Below are 17,448 nucleotides of genomic sequence, written 5' to 3' on the forward strand. Positions count from 1 at the left end.
AGTAAGCTTACATAGAAGTACTAAGTGTGATTGCTTCGTGCCTCGCAATGACTTGTATATTCGACCTAAATATTTTCTAAATTCCAAATCCCATAGCCCCGATAGCAGTGGAAATCCTTTTACTTTTTTCTTTAAAAAGTAAAAGATTGAAACGAATAGCGGGAAATAGCTCCTAATCCTTCGAATGCGCTCAGGAACACAAAAAATAATTCCTTATTTTTGCACTCAATTAAATAGAATCATGAAATGAGCGCTAGTGAATTACATGGGACAAATAAAAAACAACACTATCAACACATGATACAGAATCCAAAAAGATATACGATTACAGCGGCATTGCCTTACACTAATGGACCTATTCATATTGGTCATTTAGCAGGGGTTTACGTGCCTTCTGATATTTATTCCCGTTACCTGAGATTGCAAGGTAGAGACGTTTTGTTTGTTTGCGGAAGCGACGAACATGGTGTTGCTATTTCGATGAAAGCCAAAAAAGAAGGGATTACTCCGCAAGAAGTAATTGACAAGTATGATGGTATTATTCGTAAATCGTTTGTTGATTTTGGGATTTCATTTGATAATTACTCGAGAACTTCGGCTAAAATTCATCATGATACCGCTCAAGGTTTTTTTAAAAAATTATATGAACAAGGTGATTTTATCGAGCAAGTAACCGAACAATTATATGATGCAAAAGCAGATCAGTTTTTGGCTGACCGTTTTGTAACTGGAACTTGCCCTAAATGTGGCAACGAAGAAGCATATGGTGATCAATGCGAAAAATGTGGATCAACCTTGAATGCTACCGATTTAATTAACCCAAAATCGACAATTACGGGAGAAACGCCAATTATGAAATCAACGAAACACTGGTTTTTACCTTTGGATCGTTACGAAGATTTCTTGAAAGAATGGATTTTAGTAGGACATAAAAGCGACTGGAAACCTAATGTTTACGGACAAGTAAAATCATGGATTGATGGCGGACTAGAGCCTCGTGCAGTAACACGTGACTTGGATTGGGGAATTGATGTTCCAGTTCCTGGTGCCGAAGGAAAAAAATTATATGTATGGTTTGATGCGCCTATTGGGTACATCTCAGCATCTAAAGAATGGGCTTTGCGCGAAGGAAAAGAATGGGAGCCGTACTGGAAAGATCAAGATACTAAGTTGGTTCACTTTATAGGGAAAGACAATATTGTTTTTCACTGTGTGATTTTCCCCGCGATGCTAAAAGCCGAAGGAAGTTATATTTTGCCAGACAATGTTCCTGCAAATGAGTTCCTGAACTTAGAAGGAAACAAATTATCAACGTCTAAAAACTGGGCAGTTTGGTTGCACGAATATTTAGAAGAATTTCCAGGCCAACAAGATGTTTTGCGCTATGCATTGACATCAAACGCACCTGAAACAAAGGATAACGATTTTACTTGGAAAGATTTTCAAGCCAGAAATAATAATGAATTAGTAGCTATTTACGGGAATTTCATTAACCGTGTGGTAGTTTTAACTAACAAATATTACAGCGGAATTGTTCCTGCTCCAATCCCCCTAACCCCCGAAGGAGGAATGACCGAGTTTACAGAAGTAGATTTGCAAACTTTGGCGGAATTAAAAGCGTATCCCGCGGTGATTTCGAGTTCGATTGAGCGTTACCGTTTTAGAGAAGCTTTAGGAGAATTGATGAATGTAGCCCGACTTGGAAACAAATACTTGGCTGATGAAGAGCCTTGGAAAATGATAAAAACGGACGAAGCGCGTGTAAAAACACAAATGTATGTAGCATTACAAATTGCCGCAGCTTTGAGTTCGCTTTGTGAGCCGTTCTTGCCATTCACAGCAACTAAATTAAAACGCATTCTTAATGTCAAATCGAGCGGAGTCGAGATTACTTGGAACACGATTTCAGAAACTTCGGATTTATTACCAGCAGGTCACCAAATAGGAGAAGCGGAGTTATTGTTTGCCAAAATTGAAGATGAAGAAATTCAGAAACAAATTGACAAGTTAGAAGCAACAAAAACAGCTAATATTGCTGAGAATAAGAAAGCTGAACCGCAAAAAGAAGCGATTCAATTTGATGATTTCGCCAAGATGGATATTCGAGTAGGAACAATTCTTGAAGCAGAAAAAATGCCAAAAGCAAACAAGCTTTTGATATTAAAAGTAGACACAGGTATTGACGTTCGCACCATTGTTTCGGGAATTGCAGAGAGTTTTAAGCCGGAAGATATCATTGGAAAAAAAGTAACTGTTTTAGTCAACCTAGCTCCAAGAAATCTTCGCGGTGTAGAAAGTCAAGGAATGATTTTGATGACAACAAATACCGATGGAAAACTAGTTTTTGTTCATCCAGATACTTCGACTTCGCTCAGTACAGGTTTTGATGGTGTTGCTAATGGTGAGACTATCAATTAAGAAAAAATAAAAAAATAGACAGACGCAGATTTCACTAATTATACCAATTTATTTGTGTACTATTAGTGAAATTCGTGTTTTTAATAATGACTAGAAATGACCAATGCAAAACCTAGATTAGCACTCGCCTTCGGAATACTTTGTATTTCTATCTTTCCAATATTGGTTAAACTAAAACTGACTCCAGGATTGATCTCGGCGTTTTACAGGATGGCAATTGCTTTTTCGTTATTACTTCCTTATATGCTAATTACTAAAAAGTTTAAGCTCCCTCAAAAAAAATATATTTTTTTAGCCATTATTTGTGGTGTGCTATTCGCTTCGGATGTTGCGGTTTGGAATATTGCTATTCAAGAATCAAGTGCTACACAAGCATCGTTACTTACTAATTTATCGCCTTTATGGGTGGGAATAATATCTTACGTTTTTTTAAAAATAAAGCCTGCAACTAATTTCTGGATTGGAACTACAGTAGCTTTATTTGGGATGGCAATGCTAGTAGGATTCAAATTTTTCTTAGAACTAGATTTTGACAATGCGTTTATTTTAGCCGTATTATCAGGAATATTTTACTCCATCTATTTATTAGTAAGTAAAAAAGCGCTTACTCACATTGATGTACTTTCTTTTATGACCATTAGCCTGCTGGCTTCCTCAGTCTATTTAGCTATTGCTTGTTTACTAATGAACGAACCCTTTTCAGGTTTTTCAGATATGGGTTGGTTTGTACTATTTCTTCAAGCAGTAGTTTGTCAATTAATGGCATGGCTATCGATAAGTTATGCTACCCAGCACATGCGACCTACAAGAGTTTCGCTTAGTTTACTAGGGCAAGCAGTATTGACCTCAATATTAGCTTGGTTATTTCTAGACGAAAAGATAACTGTGAATATGATTATTGGAGGGATTATATTATTAATAGGAATCCGAATCACTTTTTACACCAAAACACTTTCGATAAAAAACACTTTTACTAATACAAAAGGAAGTACACCTTCTTCTAACTAAATAAACAACATGACTAATTTTAAAGTAATAGCCTTTGATGCTGACGACACACTATTTGTCAACGAAACTTATTTTGCTGAAGCTGAAGAAAAGTTCTGCACCTTAATGAGTGATTATCACTCTAAACAAAGCATATCACAAGAGTTATTTAAAACACAAATTAATAATTTACCAACTTATGGGTATGGAATCAAGGGATATATCTTGTCAATGATAGAAGCCGCAATGGCTATTTCAAACAACACCATTCCTGTAGAATATATTGAAAAGATCATACAATACGGAAAAGAATTAGCCGAAAAGCCAATAGAGTTATTAGAAGGTGTAGAGGAAACTCTCGATGCTTTATATGGCAAGTACAAATTAGTAGTTGCTACAAAAGGAGACCTACTGGATCAACGAAGAAAATTACATAAATCAGGGTTGGGGAAATACTTTCATCATATAGAAGTAATGTCGGACAAACAAGAAATTGATTATTTAGACCTTATTAAAAGACTCGATATAAAACCCGAAGAATTTTTTATGATAGGAAACTCATTAAAATCGGATATATTACCTGTCTTAGAAATTGGTGGCCATGCTGTTCACGTTCCTTTTCATACTACTTGGGCACATGAAAAAATAAATCACAAAATTGAGCATACCAACTTTTCAACCTACCCAAAAATCAATCATGTCCTAGTTAAATTGACCTAAACAGGCATATTTAACATAATTATATTAAAAAAAATCTTGTTATTATTTCATAAACTCAGTTTTTTTTAATAATTTGCAAGGTTAAAATGTTTTTTTTCCTAAAAAAAAACACAAATAACTACTGATTTGACAGTAAACACGGGCTGTTTGTGGAATTATACCTAAATATTACACAATTACAATATAGCAATTTCTGATTAAACATTATGTCGTATTTTTGCTGAAATTTAAAACCAGAAAAAAATGAAAAATTTAATACTTACGTTTGTTTTTGCTTCGGCATTTTCAACGATTAGTGCTCAGACAACTCCTGAGAAAAAAACAGTAAACGAAGAATATAACAAATGGTCTGTTGAAGTAGCAGGTGGTGTTAACAAACCACAAAACGCTTTAACTCCAGGTTATTTTACATCAACTCCAAGTCCTTATGTAGTAGATTTAGGGGTAAGATACATGTTTAACAACAAATTTGGTTTAAAAGCTGATGTTGGTTATAACAGTTTTGAAGGAAAAAGCAACTCAGCTGATTTCGACACTAAATACTACAGAGCTGATTTACAAGCAGTAGCTAACTTAGGTAGAATCATGAACTTTGAAACTTGGACTAATACAATTGGTTTATTAGGACATGCTGGTTTTGGATTAGCGCAATTAGAAGATCAAAATTCTGCATTAAAAGACAGAATGGGTAATTTTATGGCTGGTGTAACTGGACAAATTAAAATCTCTAACAGAATTGCTTTAACTGGTGATTTTACTACTATTATCAACGCTGCTCAAGACGCAACTTTTGACGCTGCAGGAGCTTACAACGCAAGAGGTTTTAAAGGTGTTCTTTTTAACGGTACTGTTGGTGTAACTGTATACTTAGGTAAACAAGCAAAACATGCTGACTGGGTTACTTTAATTGATAAAGACGTTTTAGCTTTAACAAATAGAGTTGACACATTAGAAACTATGTTGATTGATTCTGATCAAGATGGTATTGCTGATTATTTAGATTTAGAGCCAAACACTGTTTCTGGTGTAATGGTAGATTCTAAAGGAAGAGCTATTGATTTAAACAATAACAATGTACCTGACGAATTAGAAAGTTATTTATTAAAAACTTACGGTAGCAAAACAGACAACAACCCAGTTTTAAACAACAACGAATTAATTAGTAAATTAATCAACGGTGGATATGTTGCTACTTATTTTGATTTTAACAAAACGACTCCAACAAATGTTTCTACTGAAGGAATTGACTTCATATTAACTTATTTAAGAAACAACCCTACATCTTCAGTTGAGATCTTTGGTCATGCTGACGAAATTGGAAGAACTGCTTACAACGACAAGCTATCTAACACAAGAGCTGAAACAGTAAAAGGAATTTTACTAAAAGCGAATGTTGATGCATCAAGATTAAAAGTTGTTGCAGCTGGTGAAGATAGTTCTGTAGATAAAGATTCAGAATTAGCTAGAAAATTAGTACGAAGAGTTACTTTCAAAGTAAAATAATTCTTTCTTAGAATACATAAAAGCCCTAAAAGGAAATTCCTTTTAGGGCTTTTTTTATGAAACAAATTCTAAACAAATATTACTTTCCTAGCAAAAGCAGCTCACTTACAACAACTTCTGTCACATAACGTTTCTCCCCATTCTTATCATCATAGCTCCTGTGGGTTAATTTACCTTCAACCGCTATCTCTTTACCTTTTGTAACATATTTCTCGATCAGCTCAGCCGTTTTACCCCAAGCGATCACTCTATGCCACTGGGTCTCCTCTACTTTTTCTCCTTTTTCATTTTTATAACTTTCATTTGTTGCCAAAGTAAAATTGGCTAATTTTTTTCCTCCATCAAAATTCTTGATTTCAGGATCGCTTCCTAAATGTCCAATTAGTTGAACTTTGTTTCTTAATGCATTCATGGCGTATAAATTTAAATGTGTTGATCTGAACTCATTTCAGATTTTTTGTGTTTTTATATTGAAAAAATTATTAATTGATTCCAACACTGCAAAGATTCGTCACATTGAGAAATTTATTCGGTTAGCAATCAATTACTTTCGGTTGTAAATAATTGTAAACGTTTGTAAATGGCTATTTTTTTTCGTAAATTAGCTAAAATTATAAGACATTTATGCCAACAAATATTAAATCAATAGAATTACGTAATCTACAAATTGACGATTACAAAGAATTAAAAAAATCAATGATTCAGTCGTATCCAGAAATGGCCGAATCGTTTTGGAAAGAAGATCAAATAGAACTTTTATTACAAAAGTTCCCTGAAGGACAATTAGTAATTGTTGTAGACGGTATTGTTGTTGGTTCTGCTCTATCCCTATTAGTTACAGAAGAATATGCTTTTAAAACTAGAACTTATAAAGCCGTAACTGGTAACTTTACTTTTTCTACTCACAACCCTCTTGGGGAAGTTCTATACGGAATAGACGTATTCATTAACCCACAGTATCGTGGTCTTCGATTAGGTAGACGTTTATATGATGTTAGAAAAGAGTTGTGTGAACAATTAAATTTAAAATCCATCATTTTTGCAGGTCGAATTCCGAATTATGGAAAATATAAAAATGAAATCACACCTAAAGTATACATTGAAAAAGTAAAGAAAAAAGAGGTTTATGATCCCGTTCTGTCTTTTCAATTAAGCAATGATTTTCACGAACTACGTGTGCTTAAGAATTATTTAGAAGGAGATACTGAATCATTAGAATATGCGGTGCTATTAGAATGGAATAATATTTACTATGATGACAGCCCTAAATTAATCAACACTACTAAAAGTGTCGTTAGACTTGGATTAATCCAATGGCAAATGCGTTCGTTACCTAATTTAGAATCACTTTTTGAACAAGCTGAATTTTTTATTGATGCCGTTTCAGGCTATGGAAGTGATTTTGCCTTGTTCCCTGAATTTTTCACAGCTCCCTTAATGGCTGATTTTAATCACTTATCCGAAGCAGAGGCGATTAGAGAACTAGCTAAACATACTGAGGCTGTAAGGTTAAAATTTCAAGAATTTGCTATTTCCTACAATATCAATATCATCACTGGAAGCATGCCTTTTATTGAAAACGAACATGTTTACAACGTTGGTTTTCTTTGTAAGCGTGATGGTACAAACGAAATGTACCGTAAAATACACATTACCCCAAACGAAGTTTTCCATTGGGGAATTACTGGCGGTGATGTCATTCAAACATTTGATACAGACTGCGGTAAAGTAGGTATCGTAATTTGCTATGATGTTGAGTTCCCAGAGCTTTCTCGATTAATGGCTGACCAAGGAATGAATATTTTATTTGTCCCTTTCTTAACAGATACTCAAAATGGATATACTCGTGTAAAACATTGCGCACAAGCAAGAGCAATTGAAAACGAGTGCTATGTTGCCATTGCAGGCTGTGTAGGTAACTTACCTAAAGTAAATAATATGGATATCCAATATGCACAAGCTGCGGTTTTTACACCATCAGATTTTGCTTTTCCAAGTAACGGTGTTAAAGCAGAAGCAACACCAAATACCGAAATGACATTAATTGTTGATGTAGATATGAACTTACTAAAAGAACTACACGAACATGGAAGTGTAAACACTATGAAAGACCGACGACACGATCTGTATAGTTTGAAAAAATTAAAATGATGAAAAATTGCTTAGAATGCGGTGAAAAAATTGTGGGTCGGGAAGACAAAAAGTTTTGTAGTGATGGCTGTCGCAATGCCTATAACAACAAAATAAACAAAGACAGTAATAATTTCATGCGTAATATTAACAATAAATTACGCAAAAACTACCGCATACTATCTGAAATCAATATCGAAGGAAAATCAAAAACAACCCGAGCTAAATTACTTAGCAAGGGTTTTGATTTTGTTTTTTTTACTAACATCTTAAACACCAAAACAGGAAACACCTACTACTTTCTGTACGATCAAGGCTACATGTTACTAGATAATGACTACATAATGCTTGTGAAAAAAGACATTTAAATACCACAACCCCCCAATCATAACCCATGAAAAAAAGTTTCACCTCGCTAATAAGCATTTTATTTATTCTGTTAATCTTAGGAATAACCTATTTTACAATGATGCCGAAATGGACTACTAACGACATCAGCACGTTATCAGAGTTCTCTACCGATAAGGCTTTTACACAAGTAGAAGCAATTGCAAAAGAACCCCATTATGTAGGTTCACAAAATCATGAAGAAGTTGCACGCTATCTTCAAGCAAGATTAAATGAATTAGGAATAGAAACGAGTATTCAAGAAGGATACACACTTACCGATTGGGGAAATTTAGTAAAATCTAAAAATATTCTTGCCAGAATAAAAGGAACATCTAATAGCAAAGCATTACTGTTATTATCTCATTATGATAGCGCTCCACACTCCTTCTCTAAAGGCGCTAGCGATGCTGGTTCAGGAGTAGCTACAATACTTGAAGGTATTCGTGCTTTTCAACACAACAAAAAACCGCATAAAAATGACATCATTATACTCTTTACTGATGCCGAAGAATTAGGGCTTAATGGTGCGGCTTTATTTGTAACTAAACATCAATGGGCAAAAGAGGTAGGTATCGTTTTAAACTTTGAGGCAAGAGGATCATCAGGTCCTAGTTACATGCTAATGGAAACAAATAACGGCAATGCAGATCTCGTTAAAGAATTCACCGCTGCAGGAATAACTTTCCCGGTAACAAACTCTCTTATGTATAGCATTTACAAAATGCTACCTAACGATACTGATCTAACCGTTTTTAGAGAAAAAGGAAATATCGAAGGCTATAATTTTGCTTTCATAGATGGTCACTATAATTATCATACCGCACAAGATAATATCCAAAATCTTGACAAAAGCAGCCTTGCTCATCAAGGTGCTTATCTAATGCCATTATTAAATTATTTTTCAAATGCTAATTTAGACACCACACCCACCACACAAGACAACATCTACTTTAGCATACCTTACACCTTAATTAATTATCCTTTTAGCTGGGTTACACCAATGGTAATTATTTCACTACTATTATTTGTGTTTTTTGTTTTTTTAGGTGTTGCTAAAAAGCTATTGTGTTTCCCAGAAATTATTAAAGGTTTTTTACCGCTTTTAGGAGCTATAATTACTACGTTTTTTACTGTATTTATTGGCTGGCAATTACTTTTATTATTCTATCCACAATACAACGACTTACTTGACGGTTTTACCTATAATGGTCATGAATACATTGCAGCCTTTGTAGCATTGAGTATAGGAATAAGTTTTGCCTTTTATCAGCGTTTTTCTATTGAGAAACTTACAATGAATCATTACGTCGCGCCATTATTTTTATGGATAATAATTAATGCAACCTTAGCAATTTATTTAAAAGGAGCTGGATTTTTAATCATTCCAGTTTTTTGTGGGTTATTAAGTTTTGCTTATTTTATAATTACTCAAAAATCAGGTTATCTGTTGAATCTATTATTAGCAATTCCAGCCTTACTATTGATTGCACCACTAATACAAATGCTACCCATTGGTTTGGGTTTAAAAATACTTTACGGTAGTGCTGTATTAACGGTTTTAACTTTTGCATTACTTCTTCCTATTTTTGGCGCTTTTAGCAAAAAAGGGATTTGGTCATTGCTTTTCTTATTGGTCAGCTTTGTATTTTTTGCGAAAGCACATTATTACTCTGGATATGAAGCAGGGAAAGCCAAATCAAACAGCTTGGTATACCTTTATAATGCGGATACTAAAAAAGCACATTGGGCAACCTACGATAAGAACTTAGATTTCTGGACAAAAAACTATCTTGGTAAAAACCCAAAAGAAGCAACAACAATCAATAAAAACCTCTTATACAGTAAATACAATTCTGGTTTTTCCTATGTTGCCCATGCCCCTCTTAAAAATATTTCGAAACCATACATCACCTTTCTTAAAGACTCCGCTGTAGGCGGCAACCGTTATTTAAAAATAAAAATTGCTCCTACTCGAAAAGTAAACCGTTATGATATTTTTGCAGATGAAAAAATGAAATTCCAAAATTTCAAAGCTAATGGAGCAATCCAATTAGAGCAAAAAGGAACTGAATTTAACCGAAAAGGACGAAGATTACTAAGCTACTATGTTGTTGACAACGAACCTTTAATAATGGAATTTTCGATTCCTAAAACAACAGTGTTAGACATGGAATTAATGGAGTCCTCATTTGATTTAATGCAAAATCCTTTATTTCAAATGGCAAAAAGAGCCAGCTGGATGATGCCAACACCTTTTGTATTGACTGACGCAGTAGTGCTTTCAGAAAAAATTAAACCAAACAAAATTAATGTACAAAATACTGAAAATGCTGCACCAATAACCAAAAATATTCTCCAAACAGCTGTTTTAAAAGTAATTGATAGCTCAGTACAATAAGCCTATCAATTGATGACCGTATTTTAAAAATGAAATTAACCTCAAATTCACTTTTATAAGGAGTGAATTTGAGGTTTTATTTTAAAAAAAATATTTTCGAATTTTAACATCTACTAATGCTATTTATAAAACAGTACAAGCCTATACTAAAACCACTAATAACATATAGACAGAGCTTAACGTTACAAAAACTAGGCTAGACTATATTGTTCAGTTATTAGTATAAATACTATTGATTTACACTATTTTTGCAACTTATATTGAGTGTACTATGAAACAAATTAGCATTTTAGGTTGTGGATGGTTGGGCTTGCCTTTGGCGAAAGCTTTAATTGAAAAAGAATTTACCGTAAAAGGTTCAACTACTTCTATAGATAAAGTAGCATTATTAGAAAAAGCACGAATTAAACCCTATGTGTTCGCGTTAGAAATCAATGGTACTCCTGATAATCTTCCTGATTTCTTAGCAGGAAGTGACACATTAATTATTGCTATTCCACCTAAATTACGAGGAAAAAATAAAGACTACGCGGATGCGAATGCAAATTCATTTGTAAAAAAAATTGAAAATTCATTGCCTTTTATCGCAACCTCATCTGTTAAAAACTTACTATTTGTGAGTTCTACAGCCATTTATGGTGATGTAAATACTACTGTAAATGAAAACACAAAACCAGAACCTGTTACAGAAAGTGGCAAACAGCTATTAGAAATTGAAGAATTGTTACATAAAAACAACCATTTTAAAACAACCGTTCTGCGATTTGGCGGCTTGATTGGTGAAGATCGTAATCCTGCACGATTTTTAGCAGGAAAAGAAAATGTAGCAAATCCAGATGCCCCAATAAACCTTATTGATCAAAAAGACTGCATTGGGATCATATTGAAAATTATTGCTACGAATACTTGGGGAGAAAATTTTAATGCCGTAGCGCCTTACCACCCAACTCGTAAAGAATATTACACACAAAAAGCGATAGAAAAAAACTTGATTCCGCCAACATTTAATACCGAAGAAGCATCAGCTGGTAAAACAATTGATAGTGATAAATTAGTAAAAATGTTAAATTATACTTTTACCAATACAACACTTTAAAGTGGTAACAAAAATTAAAACTAGAGTCACGAAGAGTATCACAACTATCGGACTACCAATACTCGCGTTGTCTGTGGTTTGTTTCTGTTGGGGAACCACTTGGATCGCGTCCAAAGAAGGCGTTAGACACATGCCTCCGCTACAACTTGCAGCAATACGACAATTTATAGGTGGCGGATTATACATCCTCTATTTCATACTTAAAAAAGCACCTTGGCCAAAAGGCAAACAATGGAAAACAATATTAATCTTGAGTATCTTAAATTTTGCGCTTAGCAACGGTTTAAGTACTTGGGGAGTAAAATACATTAGTAGCGGACTGGGAGCGATCTTAAACGCCATTTTCCCATTATGGATTGTTATCATTACTTTTTTTAGAGGTGAAAAATTAGCCCGATTAGCGATTATAGGTTTAGTGGTTAGTTTTAGCGGTGTTTGTGTTATCTTTTATGATCATTTATCTGATTTTTTACAAGCTGATTTTAGATTCGGGATTATGCTGTCAATTATTGCAACGATAACTTGGGCGTTTGGTAGTTTGTACACTAAGAAAAAGGCCGCTACATTTAACCCTTATTTTAGTTTAGGATTGCAAATGTTTATATCGAGTACGTTACTATTAACAATAACCGAAACCACAGGGATGGCCGTTAGCATGCGTTCTATTCCTGCTACTTCCTGGTATGCGATTGCGTATTTAGTCGTTGTAGGGTCAATAACTTCTTTTATTGCTTATGTCTACATGTTGCAAAAATTACCGCCAGAAATCAGTAGTATTTACGCGTACATCAACCCTATAGTTGCCATATTGTTAGGCGCTTTACTCTTTGGCGAATCCCTAAATGCTGCCATAGCCATAGGAGGCACAATCACCCTATTTGGTTTATTTATTGTTAACCGTTCCATAAGAAGAACACGCAAGTTAGCTCTAGCCAATAAAGTATAACATAACTGTTTATCAACTAACTAAGAATCGAACAAAAACGAGCTATTTGAATAATTTTTAAATATTAAATAAGATGGGATTTGGTTTTAATTTATTTTTAATTTTTATTATTTTACCTATAACATTAATTCTTTTGTTAGTTTGGGCATTTTCAAAAAAGAAAATAGTTGGCAAAATAGTTGGATTTATGTGGCTGGCAATTATTGCTCTTATTATTTTTTCTAAATCAGCTAAAACTATTACTTCCAAAAAAGAATTGCAGAAAAGTGATTATTATGGAGAGTATATTATCGATAAAAGCTTTTTCCCAGGAAAACAATCAAATTGGCAATATGACCATTTTAGATTTGAAATTAAGCAGGATGATAAATTATACTTTTATGAAACTGAAAAAGACAAAGTAGTAAAAACATATATTGGAACAATCTCAACAGTTAGGCCTTGGAATTCCGAAAGGTTAATAATTAATATGGAAAAACCAACAATTCATATAATGAAAAGTAATCCAACAATTTACAGAAATACTTGGGATTTTTATTTGGTGTTTTATTCCGAAAAATTTAATAATATGTATTTTAAAAAAGGAACTTGGAAACCGTTAAACAAATAGAATAAATAATAAAAAAGCCATATATGCAAAAGTGGTTTGACGAGATTGGATTTTAGTGGAATTAGGATTTTTATTCATATCTCTGTTTTCGGCAGAAAATATTTTACTATAAAGCCCCATTCACCAAGCACCAAGACGACAACTAACACACTATATATCAGCTAATTTTACCACATTTAGCGGAGTCGAGATGCAATTGTCTTATTGAATCCTCTCGAACTGAGATCATCTAAATCCCGCTTTCGCGAAAGCTATAAAAAAAGCCCCGAATTTTATTAAAGTTCGGGGCTTTTTAACTTAATTATTTATTTTCCCTCCAAAATACACTAATAATCCTAATCCCAACGTACCATTTGTATTAATATTTCTTTTGCTCTCTATTGTATTCAATGCGTCTCCTAAATTTATATTGTTGTAGTACAAGATCAAATCTACAGAATGATAATATTTTTCAGAAAAATTAAAAGAAATACCAATTCCTATATCAATTGATTGATCCCATGTTTTAGCTGATTTTTTTTCAACTATTGGTTTAGACAATTCGCTTGGGTTTCTTTTTGCAAGTTCGGTACTTCCAAACACTCGGGAATAAGTATATCTAGGTCGAATAAATAAACTACTATCAGAATCCTCAGGGTCAGCAAAATAAATTTTCGGAGAAAAACTATAGTTTATGGCAGAAGTTTTTCTTTCAAAAATACTCTCTACAAGCCCTGTTGGCGTATAATTAGTTAAGGTTTCTAGAGTACCGTACATAACACCTATCTCTATTTCTGGTCTAAAAACACGAACTACTTTAAACTCTACACCAATATTAGCACTTCCGAAAACGGAGTTATTAAAATCAGTATCTCTATATGAGCCAAGTCCTACAAAACCACGAATTTGCTGCGCTTGTAGGTTGATTGAAAATAATATCAAGAGAAATACAACTGTTTTTTTCATATCTTATTTACCAATTACCCATCCTAATGAAAATTTAAGAACAGGAGTAAAACCACTATCTTCAGAATAACTATTTATTGTATATCCAGGACCTATATTAAGACCTAAATTAAAATTACTACTGTAAGTCCGTTGGAATCCCCAAACAGGCGCAATAGTGAATGAAGTTTCATTTGAAGAATAAGAGTTATCATTAGAAAGTGGCTTAAAATTGTAATTAGCATGCAAAGCAATAAAACCACCCGAATTGTGTTTAATTACTTTTCCTTTAATGACTCTTCTCTCTAAATTATAATAATGGCGAAATTGTCCTGTAATGTTTGGGTATAATGACCAAGCTGAACCATGAAAGTCACTATTTCTATACCCAATTCCAAAGCTAAGTTCAGAATACAAGGTGTGTTTTTTATTAAAACCACGCTCGTAAGCAAAACCAGGTAATAACAAATTGATTTTAATTTGATTTTTTTCTACTGATGTAGCGTCTTGCGAATATAATTTTGAAAACATTAACAAAATTAATAGAATGTAAATATAATTTTTCATGCTAGATTTTTAAACTTATTTTACAATTTAGAATTATTGCAACACAAAATATATGAAGTGTTTTTTTTGGGAAATCTTCAAAATTCATAAAAGATTAACTTAGGTTTACTACAATTTTTTGAAATTCATATTGTTTTTTGATAATTTTGCCAAATATACTAATTAATTCTCTTTGAAAGAAAATTTCTACGTATAATAATAAAGACGTTCAAATAACCTATTCTAAAAAAATCACTTCAAGGGTTTGAGAATACTAATTAATGCAAACATTATAAAATACTATTTGGAATTGTATCTAAAGGACATGACTTCAATAGAAAATGAATAAGAAGCTTTATTCGCATTTATTTAAAAGCAATTTGATCTCTCTATGTTTACATATCCTAAGACTTAAAGTCATACAACCGACATGTACAAACTTGTATAATCACTATACCCATCTTTATTTAAAACAGAATATTGATTTTTACTTAAATTTTAAAATATTTGTGTTTTAAGACTCTTTAACTAGACATCATTTGGAAAGGCAGTCCTGTAAAGGTTTTATACACGCCAACACATAAAGACAACTACGTAAGAAACAAAAATGACTCTTTTAAAGTAACAGAAATTGATAGAAAAATTACCTTGTAAGTAAAAAAATCCCGAGTGTAAACTCGGGATTAAATTTATTCTGATCATTATTTTCTACCAGATTTTCACTCTTTTTTCTGGAGCAATGTACATTCCGTCATTTGCTTTGATATCAAATGCTTGATAGAAAGTATCAATGTTTTGCAATGGCACATAAGCACGGTACATTCCAGGAGAATGTGGATCTGTTTTCACTTGGTTTTTTATCGCTTCATCACGCATTTTAGTACGCCAGATTGTTGACCAAGAAATAAAGAAACGTTGTTCCGGAGTATACCCATCAATTAAACCTGGGTTTCCGTTTTCTTTTAAATACAATTGTAATCCGTCATAGGCAGCATTTACTCCACCTAAATCGCCAATGTTCTCTCCTAACGTAAATTTACCGTCAACAAAAGTTCCAGGTAAGGGCTCTAAAGCACTGTATTGTGCCGCTAAAGCACCTGTAAGCGCGGCAAATTGTTTAGAATCTTCGGCAGTCCACCAGTCTACTAAATTACCTTCGGCATTGTATCGCGAACCTGAATCATCAAAACCATGAGAGATTTCGTGACCAATAACAGCTCCTATTCCACCATAATTTACGGCTTCATCAGCTTGGTAATTATAAAATGGTGGTTGTAATATTGCTGCTGGAAAAACAATCTCGTTATAAGATGGATTATAATATGCATTTACTGTTTGTGGAGACATTCCCCATCTGGTTTTATCAACTGGTTGATATAAGTCAACTAAGTCTTTCTCATAAATCCATTTGGCCATATTTTTAGTATTCTCAAAATAAGTCCCACCTTCTTCAGGGCCTTTAATTACTAAAGCCGAATAGTCTTTCCATTTATCAGGATACCCTATTTTTATAACTGATTTATGTAATTTTGCAACGGCACTTACTTTAGTTTCTGGTGACATCCAAGCAAGATTGTTGATTCGGTTTTCAAAAGCTACAAAGATATTCTTGATCATTTTCTCTGCTTTGGCTTTGGCTTCAGCCGGAAACTTTTTCTCTACATACAATTTCCCTAAAGCCTCCCCTATTCTACCATTGATTACTTGCAACGCTCTTTCGTCGCTTGGTCTTTGTTTTACGGCACCGGTTAAGGTTTTACCATAAAAATCAAAATTAGCATTTTCAATATCAGTAGACAATTGACTTGATGCTCTATTTAATAAGGCCCAGCGCATGTATTCTTTCCAGTCGCTTACTTTGTTTTCTTTCAAAATTGTTTCTAAAGCGACCATGTATTTAGGTTGCGAAACAATCAATGAATCCACATTTTTAAAGCCTATTTTGGTGAAGTAATTATTCCAATTAATAGATGGTGTTAATTTTTGCAAATCAGCTACCGTCATTGGGTTGTACGACTTTCGTCTATCTCTTCTTTCTACACGGTCAAATCTTGGTTTTGACATCTCGGTTTCTAAAGCAAGAATTTTTTCTGCGTTCACTTTTGCTTCCGCTGGCTTTTCGCCAAGAAAACCCAACATCTTAGTAACATGAAGCACATATTTCTCTCTTTTTTCTTTTGAGTCGGCATCATCAGAAACATAATAATCTCTATCTGGCAAACCTACTCCACCAGGCCCAACGCTCAATACGTTTCTATCACTGTTTTTAGCGTCAGAACCTACGTTAGCACCAAAAAAACCGATTCCGCCCAACGGTTCCATTTCGATTAATAACGCTTCTAAATCCTTAGTACTTTTAACCGCATCAATTTTTTTTAAGTACGGCTTCAATGGAGCAATTCCTAATTTATTACGCCCTACAGTATCTAAGATTGTTTTGTAAAGATTAATTGCTTTTCCTTGATCAGTATCTGATTTGTATTTAGGATTGTTAACTGCTTCTTTTAAAATAGCCAAAGCATCCTCATCTGTTCTTTGTCTTAACGCATCAAAGCTTCCCCAACGAGTTCTATCCGAAGGAATTTCGGTATTGTCTAACCAAGTTCCGTTTACATATCTAAAAAAATCAGTACTCGGCTTCACCGCCTTATCCATGTAATTAACATTAATCCCTGGCTCTTTTTCAGGAGTTTTAGTTTGTGCTTGACTTGTTGTAATAGCAAAAAGTGCTGGAATTACAAAAAGAAGTGGTTTTTTGAAATTGTTATTCATTTTTGTTT

General features: G+C 33.6%; 14 protein-coding genes. 10 read left to right on the top strand and 4 right to left on the bottom strand.

The genetic code is table 11. The annotated features are described in order from the left end of the window. The first annotated feature begins 297 nt into the window (after positions 1–297). From metG to ACVEGE_RS06420, 4 genes are all read left to right on the top strand, one after another. Positions 298–2,418, top strand: coding sequence for a methionine--tRNA ligase (gene metG / locus ACVEGE_RS06405; protein WP_192499781.1), 2,121 nt, complete (start codon positions 298–300; stop codon positions 2,416–2,418). A 96-nt stretch (positions 2,419–2,514) separates the two neighbouring features. Further along, the gene (locus ACVEGE_RS06410) at positions 2,515–3,426 is read left to right on the top strand and encodes a DMT family transporter (protein ID WP_192499782.1); all 912 of its coding nucleotides are present in this window, start codon (positions 2,515–2,517) and stop codon (positions 3,424–3,426) included. A gap of 9 nt (positions 3,427–3,435) precedes the next feature. Next, the gene (locus tag ACVEGE_RS06415; RefSeq protein ID WP_192499783.1) at positions 3,436–4,125 is read left to right on the top strand and encodes an HAD family hydrolase; all 690 of its coding nucleotides are present in this window, start codon (positions 3,436–3,438) and stop codon (positions 4,123–4,125) included. 243 nt (positions 4,126–4,368) lie between these two features. Next, positions 4,369–5,628, top strand: coding sequence for an OmpA family protein (locus ACVEGE_RS06420; RefSeq protein ID WP_173855470.1), 1,260 nt, complete (start codon positions 4,369–4,371; stop codon positions 5,626–5,628). A gap of 79 nt (positions 5,629–5,707) precedes the next feature. Here the strand turns inward: ACVEGE_RS06420 and ACVEGE_RS06425 are convergent, their stop codons facing one another. Beyond that, entirely contained in the window at positions 5,708–6,040 is a 333-nt protein-coding gene (locus ACVEGE_RS06425; protein WP_173855469.1) for a single-stranded DNA-binding protein, read from the bottom strand. A 212-nt stretch (positions 6,041–6,252) separates the two neighbouring features. On the opposite strand from ACVEGE_RS06425, the gene ACVEGE_RS06430 reads away from it, so the two are divergent. The 6 genes from ACVEGE_RS06430 to ACVEGE_RS06455 all read left to right on the top strand — a co-directional run bounded on the left by ACVEGE_RS06430 (position 6,253) and on the right by ACVEGE_RS06455 (position 13,198). Then, positions 6,253–7,779, top strand: coding sequence for a carbon-nitrogen hydrolase family protein (locus tag ACVEGE_RS06430; protein WP_173851745.1), 1,527 nt, complete (start codon positions 6,253–6,255; stop codon positions 7,777–7,779). Then, positions 7,779–8,126 carry a hypothetical protein gene (locus ACVEGE_RS06435; RefSeq protein ID WP_173851743.1) on the top strand — a complete coding sequence of 116 codons (348 nt, stop codon included), beginning with the start codon at positions 7,779–7,781 and terminating at the stop codon, positions 8,124–8,126. Before ACVEGE_RS06430 ends, ACVEGE_RS06435 begins: the two co-directional genes overlap by 1 nt. A gap of 26 nt (positions 8,127–8,152) precedes the next feature. After that, on the top strand, positions 8,153–10,546 hold the full coding sequence (locus ACVEGE_RS06440) for a M20/M25/M40 family metallo-hydrolase (protein ID WP_225738032.1): 2,394 nt from the start codon (positions 8,153–8,155) through the stop codon (positions 10,544–10,546). Between the two features lie 271 nt (positions 10,547–10,817). Continuing rightward, positions 10,818–11,642: a Rossmann-fold NAD(P)-binding domain-containing protein gene (locus ACVEGE_RS06445; protein ID WP_192499784.1), complete on the top strand. Its 825-nt coding sequence runs from the start codon at positions 10,818–10,820 to the stop codon at positions 11,640–11,642. A 1-nt stretch (position 11,643) separates the two neighbouring features. Further along, entirely contained in the window at positions 11,644–12,588 is a 945-nt protein-coding gene (locus ACVEGE_RS06450; protein WP_192499785.1) for a DMT family transporter, read from the top strand. 73 nt (positions 12,589–12,661) lie between these two features. Beyond that, the gene (locus ACVEGE_RS06455) at positions 12,662–13,198 is read left to right on the top strand and encodes a hypothetical protein (protein ID WP_192499786.1); all 537 of its coding nucleotides are present in this window, start codon (positions 12,662–12,664) and stop codon (positions 13,196–13,198) included. Between the two features lie 297 nt (positions 13,199–13,495). On the opposite strand, the gene ACVEGE_RS06460 is transcribed toward ACVEGE_RS06455, so the two are convergent. From ACVEGE_RS06460 to ACVEGE_RS06470, 3 genes are all read right to left on the bottom strand, one after another. Continuing rightward, positions 13,496–14,143: a hypothetical protein gene (locus ACVEGE_RS06460; protein ID WP_192499787.1), complete on the bottom strand. Its 648-nt coding sequence runs from the start codon at positions 14,141–14,143 to the stop codon at positions 13,496–13,498. A 3-nt stretch (positions 14,144–14,146) separates the two neighbouring features. Further along, positions 14,147–14,689, bottom strand: a complete 543-nt coding sequence (locus ACVEGE_RS06465) for a DUF3575 domain-containing protein (protein ID WP_192499788.1) — start codon at positions 14,687–14,689, stop codon at positions 14,147–14,149. 687 nt (positions 14,690–15,376) lie between these two features. Further along, the gene (locus ACVEGE_RS06470; RefSeq protein WP_173851733.1) at positions 15,377–17,440 is read right to left on the bottom strand and encodes a M13 family metallopeptidase; all 2,064 of its coding nucleotides are present in this window, start codon (positions 17,438–17,440) and stop codon (positions 15,377–15,379) included. Positions 17,441–17,448 lie beyond the last annotated feature (8 nt).

The sequence above is a fragment of the Flavobacterium sp. PL002 genome (genome assembly GCF_054165825.1).